General features: G+C 46.2%; 20 protein-coding genes and 1 pseudogene. 16 read left to right on the forward strand and 5 right to left on the reverse strand.

Annotation, left to right across the window (positions count from 1 at the left end; all coding sequences use genetic code 11):
• Window positions 1-18 precede the first annotated feature (18 nt).
• The 5 genes from B5F83_RS05775 to B5F83_RS05795 all read left to right on the forward strand — a co-directional run bounded on the left by B5F83_RS05775 (window position 19) and on the right by B5F83_RS05795 (window position 3578).
• Window positions 19-609, forward strand: a complete 591-nt coding sequence (locus B5F83_RS05775; protein WP_087277522.1) for a MarC family protein — start codon at window positions 19-21, stop codon at window positions 607-609.
• A gap of 20 nt (window positions 610-629) precedes the next feature.
• Window positions 630-1169: a hypothetical protein gene (locus B5F83_RS05780; protein ID WP_087277519.1), complete on the forward strand. Its 540-nt coding sequence runs from the start codon at window positions 630-632 to the stop codon at window positions 1167-1169.
• Window positions 1138-1365, forward strand: a complete 228-nt coding sequence (locus tag B5F83_RS05785; RefSeq protein ID WP_087277516.1) for a hypothetical protein — start codon at window positions 1138-1140, stop codon at window positions 1363-1365. Before B5F83_RS05780 ends, B5F83_RS05785 begins: the two co-directional genes overlap by 32 nt.
• A 545-nt stretch (window positions 1366-1910) precedes the next feature.
• Entirely contained in the window at window positions 1911-2552 is a 642-nt protein-coding gene (locus tag B5F83_RS05790; RefSeq protein ID WP_239383831.1) for a DUF2284 domain-containing protein, read from the forward strand.
• 84 nt (window positions 2553-2636) lie between these two features.
• Window positions 2637-3578: a nitronate monooxygenase gene (locus B5F83_RS05795; RefSeq protein ID WP_087277916.1), complete on the forward strand. Its 942-nt coding sequence runs from the start codon at window positions 2637-2639 to the stop codon at window positions 3576-3578.
• Between the two features lie 1013 nt (window positions 3579-4591).
• On the opposite strand, the gene B5F83_RS05800 is transcribed toward B5F83_RS05795, so the two are convergent.
• Window positions 4592-5716: an ATP-binding protein gene (locus tag B5F83_RS05800; RefSeq protein WP_087277513.1), complete on the reverse strand. Its 1125-nt coding sequence runs from the start codon at window positions 5714-5716 to the stop codon at window positions 4592-4594.
• Window positions 5717-5776: 60 nt separating this feature from the next.
• Between B5F83_RS05800 and B5F83_RS05805 the strand changes: the two genes are divergently transcribed.
• Window positions 5777-6028 carry a hypothetical protein gene (locus B5F83_RS05805; protein ID WP_087325271.1) on the forward strand — a complete coding sequence of 84 codons (252 nt, stop codon included), beginning with the start codon at window positions 5777-5779 and terminating at the stop codon, window positions 6026-6028.
• A 93-nt stretch (window positions 6029-6121) separates the two neighbouring features.
• On the opposite strand, the gene B5F83_RS05810 is transcribed toward B5F83_RS05805, so the two are convergent.
• Window positions 6122-6718: a Crp/Fnr family transcriptional regulator gene (locus tag B5F83_RS05810; RefSeq protein ID WP_087277510.1), complete on the reverse strand. Its 597-nt coding sequence runs from the start codon at window positions 6716-6718 to the stop codon at window positions 6122-6124.
• A 206-nt stretch (window positions 6719-6924) separates the two neighbouring features.
• Here B5F83_RS05810 and B5F83_RS05815 point away from each other — a divergent pair, with 206 nt between their 5' ends.
• Together B5F83_RS05815 and B5F83_RS05820 are read left to right on the forward strand one after the other, a co-directional pair.
• Entirely contained in the window at window positions 6925-8046 is a 1122-nt protein-coding gene (locus tag B5F83_RS05815) for a hypothetical protein (RefSeq protein WP_087277507.1), read from the forward strand.
• A 12-nt stretch (window positions 8047-8058) separates the two neighbouring features.
• Window positions 8059-9684, forward strand: a complete 1626-nt coding sequence (locus B5F83_RS05820; RefSeq protein WP_087277504.1) for a fimbrillin family protein — start codon at window positions 8059-8061, stop codon at window positions 9682-9684.
• 159 nt (window positions 9685-9843) lie between these two features.
• On the opposite strand, the gene B5F83_RS05825 is transcribed toward B5F83_RS05820, so the two are convergent.
• Together B5F83_RS05825 and B5F83_RS05830 are read right to left on the reverse strand one after the other, a co-directional pair.
• A complete protein-coding gene (locus B5F83_RS05825; protein ID WP_087277501.1) occupies window positions 9844-11121 on the reverse strand; it encodes an ARMT1-like domain-containing protein in 1278 nt (425 codons plus the stop codon).
• 24 nt (window positions 11122-11145) lie between these two features.
• Window positions 11146-11481, reverse strand: coding sequence for a hypothetical protein (locus tag B5F83_RS05830; protein WP_143822481.1), 336 nt, complete (start codon window positions 11479-11481; stop codon window positions 11146-11148).
• 214 nt (window positions 11482-11695) lie between these two features.
• Here B5F83_RS05830 and B5F83_RS05835 point away from each other — a divergent pair, with 214 nt between their 5' ends.
• The 6 genes from B5F83_RS05835 to B5F83_RS05860 all read left to right on the forward strand — a co-directional run bounded on the left by B5F83_RS05835 (window position 11696) and on the right by B5F83_RS05860 (window position 17880).
• Window positions 11696-12388, forward strand: a complete 693-nt coding sequence (locus B5F83_RS05835; RefSeq protein WP_087277913.1) for an HAD family hydrolase — start codon at window positions 11696-11698, stop codon at window positions 12386-12388.
• Window positions 12389-12963: 575 nt separating this feature from the next.
• The gene (locus B5F83_RS05840) at window positions 12964-13824 is read left to right on the forward strand and encodes a bile acid:sodium symporter family protein (RefSeq protein ID WP_087277495.1); all 861 of its coding nucleotides are present in this window, start codon (window positions 12964-12966) and stop codon (window positions 13822-13824) included.
• 212 nt (window positions 13825-14036) lie between these two features.
• Window positions 14037-14942 carry a DNA adenine methylase gene (locus tag B5F83_RS05845; protein WP_087277910.1) on the forward strand — a complete coding sequence of 302 codons (906 nt, stop codon included), beginning with the start codon at window positions 14037-14039 and terminating at the stop codon, window positions 14940-14942.
• Window positions 14939-15799 (forward strand): type II restriction endonuclease, encoded by an 861-nt coding sequence (locus B5F83_RS05850; protein WP_087277489.1) that lies wholly within the window; start codon window positions 14939-14941, stop codon window positions 15797-15799. The genes B5F83_RS05845 and B5F83_RS05850 overlap by 4 nt, the downstream gene beginning before the upstream one ends.
• An 11-nt stretch (window positions 15800-15810) precedes the next feature.
• Window positions 15811-16689, forward strand: a complete 879-nt coding sequence (locus tag B5F83_RS05855) for a site-specific DNA-methyltransferase (RefSeq protein WP_239383832.1) — start codon at window positions 15811-15813, stop codon at window positions 16687-16689.
• Window positions 16690-16899: 210 nt separating this feature from the next.
• Window positions 16900-17880 carry an FRG domain-containing protein gene (locus tag B5F83_RS05860; RefSeq protein ID WP_087277483.1) on the forward strand — a complete coding sequence of 327 codons (981 nt, stop codon included), beginning with the start codon at window positions 16900-16902 and terminating at the stop codon, window positions 17878-17880.
• 46 nt (window positions 17881-17926) lie between these two features.
• Here the strand turns inward: B5F83_RS05860 and B5F83_RS10550 are convergent.
• Window positions 17927-18031, reverse strand: a pseudogene (locus B5F83_RS10550) (IS481 family transposase); the annotation flags it as partial.
• Between the two features lie 506 nt (window positions 18032-18537).
• Between B5F83_RS10550 and B5F83_RS05870 the strand changes: the two are divergent.
• Window positions 18538-18822 carry a hypothetical protein gene (locus tag B5F83_RS05870; protein ID WP_087277477.1) on the forward strand — a complete coding sequence of 95 codons (285 nt, stop codon included), beginning with the start codon at window positions 18538-18540 and terminating at the stop codon, window positions 18820-18822.
• Between the two features lie 25 nt (window positions 18823-18847).
• Window positions 18848-19843, forward strand: a complete 996-nt coding sequence (locus B5F83_RS05875) for an MvdC/MvdD family ATP grasp protein (RefSeq protein ID WP_087277474.1) — start codon at window positions 18848-18850, stop codon at window positions 19841-19843.
• The last annotated feature ends 7 nt before the right edge of the window (window positions 19844-19850 follow it).

The raw sequence follows: 19850 nt of genomic DNA on the forward strand, positions 1-19850 counted from the left end.
AATTAATCGAATTGCTTTATGTTGTCGGGTTTGAATTTTCAGGAAATACTCTCTTCCTTTCTCGTGTTGTTTGCGGTGATAGACATTACCGGGGCGATACCTATCATTATGGGTATCAACAGTAACGGCCAGAAAGTCAAGGCGGGGAAGGCGGCCGTCATTTCGTTGATAATATATGTTGCGTTCCTTTTTGCCGGGGACTGGCTGCTGAAGCTTTTCAATACCGACATAGAGTCTTTCGCCATTGCCGGCTCGCTGATTCTTTTCGCTTTGGCCGTGGAAATGATTTTCAGTATAGAGATTTTCCGCAATGACGGGCCTTCGGGATATTCGACAGTGGTGCCGGTGGTCTTTCCTCTGATTGCAGGGGCGGGCGGGCTTACGACGGCGCTTTCCCTCAGGGCCCAGTATGATGTTTCCAACATAGTGATTGCTTTGGTGCTCAACATGATAGTGGTTTATTTCGTTATCAGGTATGTGGACAAGGTCGAGCACATCATCGGAAAAGGGGGCATCTATATACTCCGCAAGTTCTTCGGTGTCATCCTGCTTGCGATGGCCGTAAAGATGTTCATCGAGAACCTGACACTCCTGATAAAGAATTTTTAAACCCTGCACGGTCCTGACGTATGCGCGAATTATCCCGGATATTCCTGATCGCTGTGGTTTTCCTCATAGTGCGCGTGGGTACCCTGTCGGCTGCCGACGAGCCGGCCACGCAGGACACGACGGATGCCCTGCTGGAACTTTTGGAGCGCGAACCGGGAAATGTCGATACGCTATCGCAGCTGTATGCGATATACATGAGGCAGGGCGATTACGGGGAGGCGCAGCGTTATGCCCTCAGGATATCGGAAGTGGCGCAGGAAAACGGGGATATGCATACGGAGATGCTGGCGGACAGTTATATCGGGCAGTCTTGGCTTGCAATGGACGGTTATGACTCGGCATATAACTATCTGAACGCCGCCGTCACACTTTGGAACAGTCTTGACAGTACGGCACGGACGGACGAAAGTTACAATGCAATTTATACGGCTTACAACGGACTGGGAATCTATTCCGTCACCATTGACATGGATTTCGGCAAGGCGATAGATTATTTTTGTCTGGCTGGCCGGCTCAAAAGGTTCTGGATTGAACCGTTGTGCGGCATATTGGAAAAATGATGAACCTTCGGTAGACGTGTTGTCATACGAAAACGGCCTGTCCCAGCGTATCTTTATAGTGGATGGCAACGTGATAATGACCGGATGCGAGGGCTTTTATCCGAACAATGTAGTCAAATATTGGGTGAACGGCGAGCCGACAGCGGTTACCGACGGCTCGACCTCATGTGTGCATGGCTCGTCGGCGCTGATTTAGGCGGTACAGCCTTTGAGTCCGCGAGTATTTTTGTAGCAACGGCCGCATCGGCTGGTTAAGTAATTGGTAATTAGATATTTGTGTGTACTATTGTTGTGGCCGACAGCAGGAAAAACTGTTGCCGGCCACAAATTATAAATATCCTGTGGCCGGCACTTCCGATTCCTGTAGCAGCGGGAAAGTTTGCCCTTTGGACGGGAAAGTGCACCAATTTTCCATGAATCCGAGGCACTTTTCCCCGGGATGAAATAGGACAATCGCTTCTGCTGCCATTCTGCCTGCATTCCTCGTCCGTCCTATCGGGGGAAAGTGAACCGAATTTCCACGAATCAGTGGCACTTTCCCCTGGGATGAAATAGGGCAATCGCTTCTACGGCCCTTCTGCCTGCATTCCTCGTCTGTTCTATCAGGGGAAAGTGAACCGTTTTGCCGCGAATCCGCGGCACTTTCCCCGGGGGAATGTTACTTTCCCACGCAAAAGTCTTGGTAGAGCAAATTGAATAGATTCATTTGCATTGCTCTCGACTTCTGCGTATGTTTGCCCTATGGAAAAAGAGTTTTCGGTTGTCTGCCCGATGGCGGATTATATGAGAGGGTTTCGGGATGCAGGCCGCTTCAAAGAGTATTGCAAGGTGTGCGGCCAATATGGAACATGCTGGGCCTGCCCTCCGTTTGATTTTGATACGGACGGGTATCTTGCCCGGTATGAAAATATCTTGCTTGTAGCTGTAAAAATAGATGTGCCCTGCCGGTCGGAGAAAATGTCGGAGTTAGTGAAAAGTGATGATTCGGAAATATTGCCGGCAAACGATGGAATCGCTGACATAGCCATTGAAAGGAGTATGAAGCTTTTGGAGCAGACGAGGGTTGTTATGGACAGGGAACTTCTCGAAAAGGAGGCCCAGTTACATGGCAGGGCCTTTTTCGCCGGGACATGTCTGCTGTGTGGGCGGGGAGCCGGGCAGGGAACGAAACGGGGAGCGAAACAGGGAGCGGAATCCGGCGGCGGATGTACGCGCCGGGAGGGTTTGCCGTGCCGTTATCCTGACAAAGTCCGTCCCTCCCTCGAATCCATGGGGTTCGATATCGGAAAGACGGCAAAGGAACTTTTCGGTCTTGAATTGAAGTGGGCTTCCTATGGCATGTTGCCGGAATATTACGTACTTGTCGGGGCGGTGATGTACTGATTTCGACAAAAATTATTATCTTGCAGATATTTTAATACTGTCTGTCGTTAATAAAATAACAAATGTATTATTTTGATGTCGCTTATGAACCGTATATGTGAATTGTTCGGCATACGTTATCCCATAATCGCCGGAGGTATGGTATGGTGCAGTGGCTGGAGGCTGGCTTCCGCCGTAAGCAATTGCGGAGGGCTCGGCCTGATAGGTGCGGGCTCCATGCATCCTGAGACCTTGCAGGAGCATATCCGCAAGTGCAAGGAGGCTACGGACAGGCCTTTCGGAGTGAATGTGCCTTTGCTTTACCCTGAGCCGGAGACAATAATGAGGATAATTACTGAAGAAAAAGTGCCGGTAGTTTTCACTTCTGCCGGGAATCCCAAGACATGGACGGGATTCCTTCATGAGCATGGCATCAAAGTGGCTCACGTTGTTTCTTCATCAAAATTTGCCCGGAAATGTGAAGAAGCCGGGGTAGACGCGGTCGTGGCCGAAGGCTTTGAAGCCGGAGGCCACAACGGCCGCGAAGAAACAACAACGATGTGTCTGATTCCTCAGGTGCACGGCTCTGTGGGCCTGCCGCTTATAGCGGCCGGCGGCATCGGAAGCGGTGCTACGATGCTGGCTGCCATGGTGCTTGGCGCCGAGGGAGTGCAGATAGGCACCCGTTTCGCGCTCACGGAGGAAAGTTCCGCAAGTGAAGGGTTCAAACGCTTCTGTACAGGCTTGGGAGAAGGTGATACTTTTCTGATGCTTAAAAAAATAAGTCCTACACGGCTTGCCCGTAATCCATTCTTCGAGCAGGTGTCCGAGGCTGAAAGCCGCGGGGCCGGACGTGAAGAGCTTGCGGAACTTCTCGGCCGGGGACGTGCTAAGAAAGGCATCTTCGAAGGCGACCTTGAGAACGGGGAACTCGAAATCGGCCAGAATGTTTCCCAGTTCAAGGAGATTCTCTCGGTATCCGCCGTTATGGAAAACATAGTCGGAGAGTACAACCGGCTTGCAGCAGGGTTGGAGAGGCTCGGGTAACTCACGCCTTTGGCGCTGTTTCCGGATTAGCAGATAATTCCGGTCGGAATCTTCCGTTTTCTACCCCACAGCTAGCTATTGCTCTTGTAAAAGCATTGATAGTAAATGGTTTATAGAAATCACATCTGCGCTTGGGTGCTTTCTGAGGCACCCAAAGCCAGCTTGTGCTTTTGTAAATCGTTGATTATTAATCATTCCGAAAGAGGACGGCTGGCTGTGGGGTGGAAAGTCTGCCGGTAAAATCCGATTCGCCTACCAGTCCCACCAGTCCCTCCTCTCCCGCATTCCCTCAGCAAAGATGTTGTTTCCCTGGTCGCCAGAAAACGAAAGTTTGGAGCGAGTTGTATTTTTTCTAAATAATTGATAATTAGATATTTGTAAATAATTCACTCGCTTCAAGTAGGTTCGGTTCCCATTTCCCGCTCCCTGTTTCTTTGCGCTGCTCCTGGGTGCTACTTTTGGATGTTGCTTCTTTGTGTTGCTTCCGGCTGCTGGTTTTTTTGCGCTGTTCCTGTCAGCCGTCCCCAGATGCTGCTTTCTGGGCCGATTTTGCCGGCCGATTTCCCGGCAGATTTTTCCACCCCATATCCATCTGTTGCTTTTGTAATGTATTAATAATCAATGGTTTATCAAAATTGCTCCTGCTTTTGGGTATGTCAGGAAGTACCCAAGCGCAGGATGGTTTTTAGTAATTTATTGATTGTCAGCGGTTTATTAAAATGTCGGATGGACATGAGGTGCAGTTGCCGGTGCAGTTGATGGTGCAGGTTGATGTCGATTGATGCAGGTTGATGCCGACCAGTGCCAATTGGTGCAGCTGATGGTGCATGCTGGTGGCAAGCTGCGCAGAGATTTGGGGATAATGTGAAAAATCGCGTGTAAAAATATCCGGATAATGTGAAAATTTTATATATTTTGGTGTCGGATAATGTGAAACCATTGCGCCGGTTTCTTATTGGGCATAAAGGGAGGTATGAAAAAATAGCCCTAATCTGGTTCAGCATTTTCAGAAACTAAAACGCTTGCCTCCGCAGCCATTCACTCATAAAGCGGTCGTAAATTATATACCCACAAGGAGTCTGGTAAACCAGCTCGTTTTCCAATAATTTTTTCAACGCCGCACTCACACTGCTTGCCGCCCGAAGTCTGTAGGCACTGATAAAATCTCCGGCCAGAACCTCCTTGACACAACCCTCCTTGGCGATTGCTTTCAACAGGCGTACCTGACCTGAAGAATATGCTTTCAAGAGATTTGCATAAGTGTAGCTGTACTCGGATAAAATCTGCTCTGTGGCGTATGCTACAAGTTCCATATCCACATCACGGTCATACCCGTACAGGCGGTTGAGAAGGCACTGAACATACCAGGTATGTCCATTGTATTTTTCATAAATCGAATTGAAAATATCCTGAGACAGTTCCAGATTATGTGCAGAAAAATGCCCTGTAGCGAAAATTGCGTATTCATCCTGTTGTATCGGTCCGATTGTGAGCGGTTGCGTACTTTGATAGAACGGCCTTTTCGACGAGGTGAACATTTCCTGCATCAGATGCTGCCTGCTGCCGGCAAAGATGAAGTTCACATTGGGTAGGAACTGGATATAGGAGCGCAACAAAGCCTCGACCCCTTTCTCCGGATATTCTGCAATCTGCTGGAACTCGTCTATGGCGACATAGCACCGTTTTTTTGACGAGCCCAGATACTCGAATATCTCTTTCAAGGTGTTTTCTTCCTCGGCCGGAGCTACATCTATCGTCACCTTGGGAGCACCCGTCAATTCGTCAAAAGTAAGCACAGGACGGCAGCTGCGGACAAACCGGCTTATCCGACTCAAAGCCTTTTGCGGGGCTGAGTCCAACTGCCCCAGCACTGTACCGGCAAACAATCGTACAAAATCGCCTAATGACTGGGTTGAGTATATATCCAAATAGAAAGTGACAATATCAGGTTGCCGCTCTTTCAGCCGGTAGAATGCATTACGTATCAGTCCTGTTTTTCCCATACGGCGGGGCGCTATCAATGTCAAGTTACGCCCATTGTGAAGTGCATCGAGAATAGTTCTGGTCTCCTGCTCTCTGTCGCAAAAGAATTCAGGGCTGTAATATCCCGAAATGAGAAAAGGGTTATTAGGCTTCATGTTGTTCCTATTATCTCGTTACAAATTTATCGTAATGCAAATATCGTAATAAATTAAAAAATGGCAAAATTATCCGATAAATATATTCTTATCCAGTGTGAGTTGAGACCGACCTTTGATTTTCAGCAGGAAATCCTGTCGCATGGGGATGAGGTCGAGGTGCTTGCTCCGGAACATTATGATAATGTTCTGTCGAAGGTGGCTGGGGTGAAAAGTGCATTGTGCCCCGTGGAGCATTTCGATTCTATTTGGCGCGGGGCCCGTTGCAAGGATTGCGGCAGAAGGCGGTACTGCCCGGACCCGATAGCGTGATTTGTACCGTATAGTCCCGGGACAATGTAGGCTGCTAAGTGTCGGAAATCATGTTCCCGGGTTTGCAGAGATTACTGAGAAGTTGTTTAAAATTTATTTTGAGGTTTTCTTTGATGAGCGGTTCTTCGGATTCCTCAGGCGGCTCAGCGAGGTCTCGGCAATACCCAGATAGGAGGCGATTGCCTTGATGGGTACCTGCTGTATCAGCTCGGGCCTCCGTAATATTAAGGCATCGTACCGCTCGGATGCATCTCCTGCCAGAATCGTCCGTTTGCGTTCGATAGTCCAGATCTGCCCGAGAAACCACTCGGTCATCCAGCGCATGAAAACTGGCGACCGCTCGGCCATTTTCAGAAATTCGGCCATCGGAATGACTGTCACGACCGTCTCGAAAAACGCCTCCATGGTTATCTGTGCAGGCAGACCCAGGCTAAGCGATGCTGTCGATGCAACGAAATCCCCGGGAAAAGCGAAATAAATCGTATTTTCCCGTCCATTGGCGAAAAATACGCCGCGTACCATTCCGTCTCTGACGATGTACACGTTTTCATCGACGTCCCCGGTTTTTATTATAGGCATCCTGGCCTTGAAGCGCAGTTCCTTTCCTTTTTTCATCAAGGCATCGAATTCCCTGTCAGGAAAAGGAACCCGATGGGTCAAGTATTTTTTCAACTCTTTCAATGACATCATAGGCCGGTTCTTTTCACGCTTTTATAGACAATTTTCCCAATTTACTGACATTTGTCAGCATATTTTCCGCAAATTTATCATTTTCTCGGAAATATTATACTTTTACATCGCTAACCGGCTGAAACCCCCACGGAGGTTCTGAGTTATATCGGCTGATTATTCATTTTGACCGTTTCGTAATAACTCAGGAAACAGACATTAATTTTATGAAAAAATTACTTGATCTTTTGACTGCGGCCGCCGTTTCTACCGTGATGATGTTCGCGGCTGCGTGCAATCCCGAGAAATTGCCGGATGACCGTTTTCCGGACGATGAAGACTCCACGGTCGTAGTTACCCCGAAGGATACGACAGCTTTCCCTGACGGACCGATGACATGGGAGGACAATGAAGAAAACAGCGATGGAGACAATGCCTCTTTCCGTATTTTCGCCTCTGAAGACATTACCCTTACGGCTTGCGGCGACGGAGCGATTGAAAAAGAAGGGGAGGCCTGGACTCTTACCGGCGGAAACGAGGTTGAAGTAGGTGTCATGGTTCCAGGCGACAAGTTTTTCGTGGACATGTTGGTGGAAGGTTATGCGGAGTTGCTTGAAGAATACAGCTACGATGCCGATGCCAAATGTTACACCGGCCAGATCCGGCTCCGTTCGGATGTCACCTTGACACCGGAATACATGGATGTTCCTGAACCGCAGGTGGGTGATTATTACTATGCGGACGGTACATGGTCCACTGAACTCAATTCAAGCAAGCAATGCATCGGCATCGTTTTCGCCACAGGGCGCAACGAGCATGATTCACAGCAATATGCGGAGCTTACCGATGTCCGCGGATATGTTGTTGCCGTAAGGAATTCCGACCCTGAAAAGCCGAGGAATGTTTTCGGATGGACTGACAAGGTAGATGTCTCGGATTTGGACGGAGACCTGGAAATCTTTGCCGGATACACCAGAACCCATAATATGGAGCAACAGCCAGAGTACTCCTACGACAACTTCTGGGCCTGCTGGTCGGCTACCCACCATATCCATCCTGCCCCTGCCATGAGCAGCGGCTGGTACCTGCCGGCTTTCGGCGAATTTAATGTGCTGTTCTCAGTCTACCACAACGTCATACGCGAGAAAATTCTCTCTGTTGAAGGCGGAGAGGACATGGACGGTGAGAACAATCTCGGAACCTATTGGGCTATGAGCGTCGTGTCGGGTACTGATGATTTCTCCCTTGTAGACTTCAGGGCCTCAATGTCATACGAGACATTTGCGGACCGCTGTCGTACCAATTCCTACATGTACATGAATTATACCCGTCCTGTTTTAACTTTCTAATACTATATTGACATGAAACTGTATTATTCGCTATATACTTTTTTGGCTGCTGCGTTTCTGATGACCGCATGCAGCGAGGACATACTGTCCGACAAAATCAGTCAAGAGTCCGACGGAACTCTGCATCTCCGTGTCAGCGCATGCGATTTTATCGAGGATTCCGGGACAAAAGCCGCGGACAACGGTTCAGAACTCGCATTTGAGCAGGGAGACCGTGTCGGTGTCCTGATACTCCGTGAAGGAGAGCCTGTAGGTACCAACAACCTGCCTTATGTGTATGACGGTGCGGCCTGGAAATTCGATACTCAGACGGCCCAGGCCGAAAATACCGGAAAACAGGCATGGTCCGAAACTGAAATCGCCACTTTCATTGTGTATTACCCTTATGATGCGGCAGCCGATGGCATCTACGATATAGAAGGGCTGAAAGCGGCATTCCAGCCGCAGCCTGACCAGCAGACAGAGGAGGCCTATCGCCGCTCCGACCTCATGGCTTGCACAGCCACTGTCAGCAATCTTGTACTGGATGTGCGGCTGAGTCATCTCTATGCCTCTTTCTCGCTGCTTCCGTCTGTAGAATATACTCTGACCGATGGTAAGAACACACGCATTCAGGGATTGCTTGAGCAGATTAACATCTCTGTCGGAGACCAAAGCAACCTCATGCCGTTCAAGGCTGAGGACGGCAGCTTCCGTTATATACTGCCTGACGGATTTTCCGGTGATATCAGATGGTTCTATTCATGCGGTACGGCCCCCTACGGAGGCAGCAGGACATTGGATAAAGTCGAACCAAACACGCGTTATTCGCAGGTTGACTGCATGGATGGCGGCGAATACGGTTACGATAAGGCAAAATTAGGTGATTATTATTGCACGACGGATAACGGCAGTGTCGGATATCTGCTTCCGACCGAAGCGGCCTATCTGCTTGACGAGCATCACTGTGTAGGTGTCGTGTTCCAGACAGACCTCTCACGCATAGGTGATGCCGAGAAAGAAGCTCTGGGAGGGCAGGCCCATGCCCTTGCTCTTGCCGTCCGCAATTCGCCATGCTACGGAGGCTACTACTATGCTGCGTGGTGGGGACAGTACGGCTATCCTGAAGAAGATGTCAAGGACTGTGCGACAAAAGTAGACCAATACACCGATATCAGCGGGCTGCACAATACAGAATCCATCCTGACGACACGGGCTACCGAGATTAACGAGCTGGGATTGTACCAGGCGTTTAAAGGTGTCAGGGACTGGCGGAACACCGAGCCGCTTCCGGACAATACTACCGACTGGTTCCTGCCATCGGCAGGACAGTGGTGGGACGTGCTGCAAATCATGGGTAAAGCCCCGGCACTCGCTGATCCGGCCGAGCAGACCAATACAGAATACCCTTACGACTATATTGAACAGGGAGACGTGGTTCCAAATCTGAACAGCTGGCTTTCCGGGATTCCGGCCAAAGACAAGGAAGAGTTTACCTCCTCCAGCACCAGAACAGAGATATACGGATACTGGACATCCAGCGAATTTTCCCTTATCTATGCGAACAAATGGTATTATATAGATGACGAGGGAGTTCTGGCTATGAGCCGCGACTCAAAGCACATTGACGGCAATGTCCGCTGTGCCTTCGCATTCTGATTAAAAAATCCAGACGGTTTCTAACTCGCTGCCAGACATTGCGGTACAGACTGAGAGCCGTTCTGTGTCATCAATAAGCAAAAGAGGATGTGTCATTGGATGCATCCTCTTTTGCTGTTGTTCTGAACGGCAGGACAACAATAGTCTGATAGGGCATCCCTAACGGTGATTATCTATATATTGAATGATGCCGTATTTTCCGCTACTTTGCCAGTCCTGTTCGATGTTTTTGTTTCTCAGAAAATCCCTGCCTTTTCTGCCGAGAAGGGTACAGTCGGATTTAAAACTTCTGATAATCAATACGGGACACTTGATATAGCCGATTCTGCTTTCAATCTTTTTGTTAGGATTGTAGTTTCTGTCGCCTACCATTCTCCTGTAGTTGAGGTCGCCTTTTACAATCAGGAGATTGGAACCGTTGAAAATATCCTTTATCGCAGACAATTCACGTGTGTTTTTGTATTCGGATTTAGATACAATGTTGTAATTGTCAGGCATGTTCCAGAAGAAATCGGGTCTGAATATGAGTTTAGTCCCGATAAAGGAGCGTATATCATCCAACAAGGCTGTATATTCTTCATTGTTCTCTGTCAGCTTGGACAGGATGTCGAATAATAGTTTTTCATCTCCGGATTTGACATCGGAGACGAATATAGGGAGTTCGTTCACGTGGTATATTATTTCAATGTCCGTGTCTCTGCCCTTTTTCAGGATGAAGTAATATCCCAAAATTATATCGGAAAGAAATTCGATTCCGAAATTATCGACAAGTATGTTTATTCTTGATGTTCCGCCCAAATCCGATGCATAGTCCGCCCAGAACTCTTTACTGTCATCTATGGCCGCTCTTACTTCGGAAAACTGTTCCCAGAACAGTTGGCTCAAATCCGTGGAGTTGGCCGACAGGTTCATCTTCAGCAATTTGCCGAGGTTTTCTTCCTGATTCCGGTCTCCTGTGCAGTTCTTGATTTTCAGTCCGAGCTCCAGCAGTTTTTTTATTTTCGATTCATGTGTCCCGGATGTCGAAAAGTAGTCTTTTTCCATCGAGGATATTTTATTCTCCCGGTATGGGTCTATGATTTTCCCAGTGTTTTCCCCGTGGCTGTTGTTAACATGGTGCAGAATGTAGAAATAAAAATAATGCTCAACATCTATGAAAGGTGCGTTTGTGAAGAATTTGGAAACGTCATTTTGGTCATATTGGGTATTCTGCTGTTTTGCCCATGATTTGAGTAATTCGTCACTGTAGCGGGAAAATATGTCGTTGTCCAGAAAACCGATGCTGAATTTGGAGCCGGTAAGTTCCGAGTAATCGGGAATATCGGGATATTTGTCAGCTTTTATGTTTGTTATGATGTTTCTGAAACGGTATTTTATGGTTTCCCTTGCAAAACTGTCATTATTATATCGGATTACGTTCGGTATCCTAAAATGTATAACTGTGTCAGCATATCCTTGTTTTCAATCTTGTATTGTGAAACGTACTCTTTCCGACAGCAGGAAATCAAGCATTTCGCCGAAAGCGGCGTTGATTTGGGACGGGACATACGAAGGGTACCGGTCGTTGAACCGTTCCGCGATGGTTTCCGGCAGTTTCAATATGCTCGTGCCGAGCCTGTCGCACAGCAGGCAGGTATTGTGTTTGTCAAGCACGGCGCGGGTTACCTTGTTCCGGCTGTTGTCTTCATAGTCTTCGAAAGCAAGTTCTATGACGAAGTTCTTGTCATCGTCATACCCTACGGTGATTCCCGCCCATATTTCCAAATCGTCATCCGAACTGACGACTAACTGTTCCATCAACAGTGTTGTGTCGGATTTTTCCAAAACCATTAAGTTTTAATGCAACAGGTTCTATGCAGCATACATGATAATGCAAAGATAAGGTTTGTGATGGAAAATTTTCCCGAAAATCTGAGAAGATGTTTAAAATTTTCCGAGAAAAAATTTTAAACAGTTTCTGAATTACTTCATAATTTTGCCGTCACTTTTGAAAATGACACATAATATGATTTTGAAGGACGATATAAAGGCGATAGCATTCGATGCGGATGATACTCTTTGGGAAAACCAGCCGTTTTTCGATGATGTAGAGGAAAAATTCTGTTCGCTTCTGTCGGAATACGGCGGGTGCGGGCATATCCGGGAAGAACTTTTCAAGACCGAGATGAAGAACATGGATGAGCTCGGCTACGGGGCCATGGCATTTACTCTGTCGATGATTGAGACGGCGTTGAGGGTGAGCGGAAATTGCGTGCCTGCCGGGAAAATTTCCGAGATATATTCTTTAGGACGTTCTTTGCTCAGGATTCCGGCCGTTCCTTTGGAGGGTGTCGCGGAGACTTTGGAAAAATTGATCCGTCGCAGCGCGTTCAGGCTGGTTCTGATGACAAAGGGCAGCATGCTCGATCAGCAGCGCAAACTGGAGCGTTCCGGACTGAAAAGATTTTTCGAGCATGTCGAGATAGTTTCCGACAAGGATGAGAACACTTACCGCATGGTTGTGGAGTCTCTGGGTATTGAGCCGTCGGAGTTGTTGATGGTAGGCAATTCGTTCAAGTCTGACATCGCTCCTGTCCTGCAAATCGGCGGCTACGGAGCCTATATCCCTTTCCATACCACATGGCAGCACGAGAAGACGGAGGAATTTGTGCATCCGCGGCTGGTCAGGCTGGAGAGGTTTTCGGAGTTGTGCGATTTGCTTTAGCGCTGTCCGGCCCGATAGTGTGATTCGTACTGTGTAGGGTTAGGAACCACGTATGGATTGGAATTGTGTAAGCCCGGGAACAATAAGAAGCTGTTTAAATTTGTTTATAATTAATTGTAAATATCGCTGCGTTCTGTTTTTGACGGCATCCTGTATATAGTAAAACCGGCGTGCAGTGGAGGATGCCCCCCACCATCACATTGACGGTCAAAGGGAAAACGGAAAAGTTCAGAGCGCACCCCGACTTAACCCAAATGCAGTGATATGTACTGATAATCAGTTGGTTGATACTGTTGTAAAAATTTCTGACTGTGGATTTCGGGGTGTTCCAAACCCTTCAGAATCCACAGTTGTTTTGAAGTGCATGTCTTATTATTTCTTGATTTACAATAAGTTATATAAAAAACAACTAAATCGGACCGTGCGCCTAGATTGTATTCCTTCGCAAATGTAGATTCGAGCAGGAAATTTTAGATTGTGTCATTTGTATCGCCACGATGGTCTGCGCGAGCGCCAGAGCCTTGTCAATGCTCATATTTATTACATTTGCATCTGATGTTAACTGATATTTTGAAATGAACACGGTCTGGATAGTAATGCCGATACTTGTCGTGCTGATGTTTCTTCTTGGTACTGAATTGACTGTCAAGTCGTTCGCGGATGTTGCCCGTAACCCTCATGCAGTGCTGGCCGGGATGGTGGGGCAGTTGGTGCTGCTTCCGCTGCTGGCTTTCGGAATAGCCTGGGCGCTGGATTTGGCCCCGGTATATTTCATGGGATTGGTGTTGGTTGCTTGCTGTCCGGGAGGGAGTTCCTCCAATGTGTTCTCCATGCTTGCGCGCGGGGATGTGGCTTTGTCCGTGACACTTACGGCAATCAGCAGCGTGGTTACTTTGTTTACCCTGCCTTTCATCATGGAACTGGCTTCCCGTTTTATTTCGCACCAGTCCGGGATAGAGGTTTCCCTGCCTGTAGGAAAGCTGCTTCTTCAGAATCTGGTGCTGCTTTTCGTTCCTATCGTTGCCGGAGCCGTTTTCCGCCGTTTCTGTCCTGTTGCCGCAGCAAAGGTGGGCAAAGTACTCTCCAAAGCCGCTTTTCCGGCCTTGATGTTTTTGGCCGTGGTGTTTTTCTTGCAGTATACCAAAGAGATAGCGGACAATTTTGCCGTCCTCGGTCTGTCGGCTGGCGCGTTGATACTCATCGCAATGCTTTGCAGTTCGCTGATTTCCCGTCTTGGTCGTTTTACCGCTGCCGTCCGCCGCACAATCGTCATCGAGGTCGGAATGCAGAATGCCGCCCAGGCCATCGCCATAGCGTTTTCCCCATTCATTTTCAATAGCGGCGAGATGGCCATTCCCGCAATTATCTATGCTCTTTTGATGAACGTCATCCTGCTTCTTTATGTTTTTGTCATCCGCCGCCGTGCGAAAGCCTGACCGGTCCTTCCTCTTCCGACGAAACTGATTTTGTCTTGTATCTGTTATCCGTGGCCCGCAAGCCGGGGGAGGTAATTCTTGCAAGGCCGGGTTTACAAATGTTGCTGATAATTTTCGCGAAATGGCTATTATCTTTTTCCTGAAATGGCGGTTGTTTTTTCTTTTGTTTTCTTGAGAGCATGCAATATCTTTGTTGGAAAATTGAGACACAGATGATGCTTGACGAAAATATTTGTGCAAAGCCTTTTGTAAAATGGGTCGGAGGGAAAACTCAATTATTGGGAGAGATTGAAAAATCCTTGCCCGGTAATTTTGTGTCCATTAATGATGCGGTGTATGTCGAGCCTTTTGTCGGAGGAGGAGCTGTCCTTTTCTGGATATTGCAGAAGTATTCAAATATATCTCAGGCAGTGATTAACGATATCAATCCGGATCTCATCAACGTCTACCGTGTTATTAAGGACACACCGCAAGATCTTATATCAGTGTTGAGACAGTATCAGGATAGTTACATCTACCTGAATAATGAGGAAAGGAAAGCATTCTACCTGACAAAGAGAAAGATTTTTAACCAAAAAGCTGTTTCCAATGAAGAAATGGCGGCTCTTTTCATATTCCTGAACCATACTTGTTTTAATGGACTGTACAGAGTGAATGCGAAGGGCGAATTCAATGTCCCTCATGGAAAGTACGCCAATCCGAAAATTTGCGATGAGGCAAACATATTGGCTGTTTCCAGATTGTTACAGAAAGTCACAATATTATGTGGCGATTTTTCGGAGACATTGCAATATGCTTCAAATAAGTCATTGTTCTACTTTGACCCTCCCTATAAACCGTTGACTGAGACATCATCGTTTACCTCGTATGCAAAAGAAGGATTTAATGATGATGAGCAGAAGCGTTTAGGGAAATTCTGTGTTGAGATATCAAAGAAGCATGCAATGTTTGTGGCCAGCAATTCGGATCCTCAAGGCGTGAATCCTAAAGAGGACTTTTTTGATAAAGTTTATAGTACATTCAGTATCAGAAAAGTGCAGGCTACGAGAATGATTAACGCTAATCCGAAAGGGAGAGGTAAACTTTCAGAAATAATGATAACTAATATTAGTCTATGAAAAGGGATTTTGATGAATGGCTTGCCGGTTTTCGGGAAACGATAGCTGATTACAAGTATTATGTCGACTTCGGGAAAGTTTATAACAATGTAGAGTCGATAAGAATAGAGTTGAATATCCTTAATTCTTTGATAGGGTGCAAGGATATTGAATCTGAGTTTGAGAGGATTGTGACAAAGTATCCGGAAGTCCTTAAATGTATTCCTATATTATTGGCTAAGAGAGAATCCGAGATTAAGGCGATGGATGCTGACGGAGAATTCTGCTATAATTTCCGGAAGCTTTCTTATCCATTGGAACAGTATAAAGTATTCATGCGCAAGACAGGACTTTTTGATCTGATGGAGAACCACATCATTCATAACCTGATTGATTATGTTACCGGAGTTGAGACGGGGCTGGACTCCAATGGGCGTAAGAACCGAGGCGGCCATCTGATGGAGAGCCTGGTCGAAAGCTACCTTGTCAAAGCTGGCCTGGTGAAAGGAGAGACATACTTCAAGGAGATGTATATCCATGAGATTGAAGATAAGTGGAACGTGGATTTGTCATCAATATCAAATAACGGGCAGGCAGAAAAGCGTTTCGACTTTGTTGTCAAAGGTGCGGACAAGATATATGGTATTGAAACTAATTTTTATTCAAGTCAGGGCTCAAAGTTAAATGAAACGGCCAGAAGCTATAAGACAATAACTCTGGAGACGAAGGGCCTTCCATATTTTGAGTTTGTATGGTTTACTGACGGTAAAGGATGGAACACGGCCAAGCGTAATCTCAAAGAAACATTTGATGTGCTGGAGAATCTATACAACATCAAAGACCTTGAAAGTGGAGTAGTGGAGAGGGTTTTAATTTAGATAATACCAAGGTGAAAGCATACTATAAGTCGGAAGATAAAAACTTTACGCTATTGCAGGGAGATTGTATTGAACTGATGTCAAAATTTGATTTCAAGTTCGATATGATTTTTGCTGATCCTCCATATTTTCTGTCCAATGGCGGGATAAGTGTTCAGAGTGGGAAAATGGTCTCTGTCAACAAAGGAGATTGGGACAGATCCCGTGGAGAGGATGCGGACCATGCGTTTAATAGGGAATGGCTTAAGGCATGCAGAGAGAAACTTAAGAGCAATGGAACAATCTGGATTAGTGGGACGTACCACAATATATTCTCTATTGCCAAGAATCTTACAGGGCTGGGCTACAAAATACTTAACTGCGTGACCTGGGTGAAGACAAATCCTCCGCCAAACTTGTCTTGTAGGTACTTTACTCATTCGGCTGAATATATTCTTTGGGCACGCAAAGAGGCTAAAACTCCGCATTTCTTTAACTATGAGCTTATGAAAGAAATTAACGGGGGAACTCAGATGCGTGATGTGTGGACACTGCCGGCTATAGCCAAGTGGGAGAAAAACTGTGGTAAGCATCCGACCCAGAAACCTCTTTGCGTACTTTCAAGGATAATCCTCGCGTCCACCCAGCCTGGAGCATGGGTGCTTGATCCGTTTGCAGGAAGCAGTACGACAGGAATTGCAGCCAATCTGCTTGGCCGCAGATACCTGGGCATCGATATGTGTCAGGATTTCCTTGATTTAAGCATCAAACGCAAAAACGAAATAGAGGATCCGGTCAAAAGAGAAGAAATCCTCCTAAAACTCAACAAGCAATCCGAATTGTACCAAGACAAGGAAATCCGTGTCCTTAGCGAGGAACAAGCCGGGTATGGTAGAGAATTGCCGTTTTGAATGTAGTCTGGAAATTAAAAATCTTAGATTTTCAGATATTAAACAGACCATTTACTGGAAATGAATATTTTGGATTTGATGTTATGAAAGTTGTCGCAAATGCGATAAGCGATTTTTTAGGCCAGAAATTTTATGCTTACGCAATTCCTGACTAATTTAAGAATAATCATATACTACTGAATACTGCCATTATATGTGGCATAAATAATTATGAAACTACCTGAATATAAATCTTTAGAAGAAAAGACACCATTTTTTTATCATATAAAAATAGATACAAAAGATGTATTGGATTCCCATCTTGAGAAATTACTGGAATTCAGTCCGAACTGTATTTTCAGAGGAGTCAATGAAGCGAAGTACAAGCTTTACACGTCTGTTCAGCGCAGTTGGATTTGCAACGGTCTGGGCCGCCACTCCACAATAAATCTTATGGTGGATTCCATGATTACGAGTCTGCGTAACAATATCACCCTTACAGATTATTACAAGTCTTTGAATATTATACCGACAGATTTGTTGTATTTAGGCCTGTTGCAGCATTATTCCGCGCCAACCCCATTACTGGACTTTACCCATGACTACAAAACTGCACTGTATTTTGCAACTAAAGGACTGTCAGCAGGATGTTCAGACAGTGAAATCGATGACTTTTTTTCTATATACTATATTGATACTGACAAATACGGAGATCAACTTGTAAAAATGGATGAGTTCCTAAACGATGGGTTAGATGCCGGTGCTGCCATGTATGAAGATATTATCTCAAAATACCCTGGAAGACATGCAGATAAACCGCTGCTTGACAGTATGGAAATTTATACAAGATGGATGAAAAGACATTCTTTTGCTGATGATGGATTGTGTGCTATCAAAATGATGTTTATAGATAACCCTCTCAAATTCAAGGGAATTGCCACTCCATATACACATGAAAGTTTATACTGGTCAAATCTCAATATAATCGCACAGAAAGGATGCTTTATTCTATATAACAACGACCGTATGCCAATGGAAGAATATGTCAGCCAATCTGTCTGTCTGCCGAAGATATGGTGCATTGATATTCATAAATCTTTAGCGGAATACGTACAGGAACATTATCTGCAAGGTCTATCTGAAGCTTTATTGTTCCCGGACATCAACCAGCTTGCAAAAGATGCTTACAAAGACTTCCTGAAAAATCTGTAAGATACATCTTCACAATAACTGATATTTAATTATCTATCAAGAAACCACGGCTGTAACCCATAATCTTGCAGGCACGTGACACGTTCTCCAACTGTTGGGACAGCTTAAGCAGTCCCAGCTTGTTCTTGATGACTTTTTCTGATGTGGTCATAACTTAATCTGCTTTTATGTTACAAATATACTCTTCTTATGCGCAATTGTCAGATTAAGTCTTGACTAATTCATATATGCCATTTAATTTATTATCAAAATTTTGAAAAACTATGAACTTCTGTCATAGTGCGGCGTATGTCCGTCTTATATTTGCAAAATAATGGCCCGCAGCAGTCATACGCCTGACACAGCCGGAACCGGGAATGACGGCAGGCAACTTATTTTGCAATTAAGTATATGTTTGCTAATTTTGCAAGACATATTGACAAACACGGAGAGTGTAAGTTTATTCTCGAATACGAATCTGGAAAATTCAACTGGAAGAGAATGAGCGGACATCTTCTCACGTCATATCCGTTTCGGTATGGGCGTGGGACTGCTGCTTATTTTATTCCAGAGGCTTTCCAGAGCCCGTATTCTAAAATAGGCTCCGGTGCCACGCTTTCTGCATATTGATAACACTGCCGCTCTGGCATCTGCGGCAAGACTAATTTTACAAAAGCCATGATTTACAATCAGACAAGGACACAGGCCGGCACAGTAATGCCGCTGCTTATGGGATGCACGAGACCTTCTCCTATCGAGATTATGAGTGATGAAGGTAAAATCATCTATGATCCGATGACACAGATATCGGAGATGAATATGAGGACGGTAGGAACTTATAGTTTGAAAAGCAGAAACACAGCAAAATACGGCAAACCGACCTCATGGAACCCAAGAGGACCTTTAGTAGGAGGTTCGATTGATAGAAAAAACGAAATTGACGATTCAAAAAACGTTAAATAATTATGTATTAATCTGTTGAATATCAATGATTCTGCTCATCACCAACAAGGAAGATGTCCACCCGACACCAGTGATTGAGAGACTGACTGAAAGAGGAATTCCCTTTTTCAGATTAAATACGGAGTCCCTCCTTACCGACTATGAATTCAGCTGGTGGAATGACAGCCGAGGCTGCGACTTCCATATCCGGTGCATTCAGAACGGTCTGGAAGTCCGCGGCTCGGCAATCACTGCGATATGGGACAGACGTCCGGAGCAACCGAAGGAACTGCCGGTAAAGAGCACTCCCGAGATTGACAAACATAATCTCGCGGAGGCTCTCGGCTTCCTCGTTTTCCTGCGCTACTACTTGAAAGACATCCCGTCCATAGGAAGTATCGCCGGAGACCGTCCGGCCGCATCCAAGATGCTGCAATACAGGATAGCGCATCAGGTGGGATTCAATCTTCCGGAAAGCCGCTATTCCAACAGCCGCCGGGCAATTATGGCCCTTGCAGAGAGATCCCCGTACCTGCTCCTTAAGCCTATAGAAAGCAATGACATCTGGGATGAGGACAATATGCAGGATTATGTGTTCTATTCGCAGAAAGTCCCGTCGGAATCTTTGGCCGATGTGCCGGATGAGGCATTCACACAGACAGTGACATTTGCCCAGAACTATGTCGAGAAGGATTTCGAGCTTCGGGTGACGGTTGTCGGGGAGAAAGTCTTTGCATGCAGGATCGACTCGCAGGCACTCACTGACGATACAGGAAAAATCGACTGGCGTCAGGGATATGAACATGGGATGAAACAGACAGCGTTCAATCTTCCGGAAAAAATTGCAGATAAATGCCGGGAATATCTTCGGTGTCTCGGATTGAATTTCGGATGTTTTGACTTCATCGTCACACCTTCAGGTGAATATGTGTTCCTGGAATGTAATCCCAACGGGCAGTGGCTCTGGGTCGAGGATGCGACCGGGCTGAAGATTGCGGAAGCGATAGCGGATTTCCTGTCATCATGCGACATGAACAAATAACTTAAAA

Source organism: Muribaculum sp. An289, from assembly GCF_002159555.1.
Classification (GTDB): Bacteria; Bacteroidota; Bacteroidia; order Bacteroidales; family UBA932; genus Merdivivens; species Merdivivens faecigallinarum.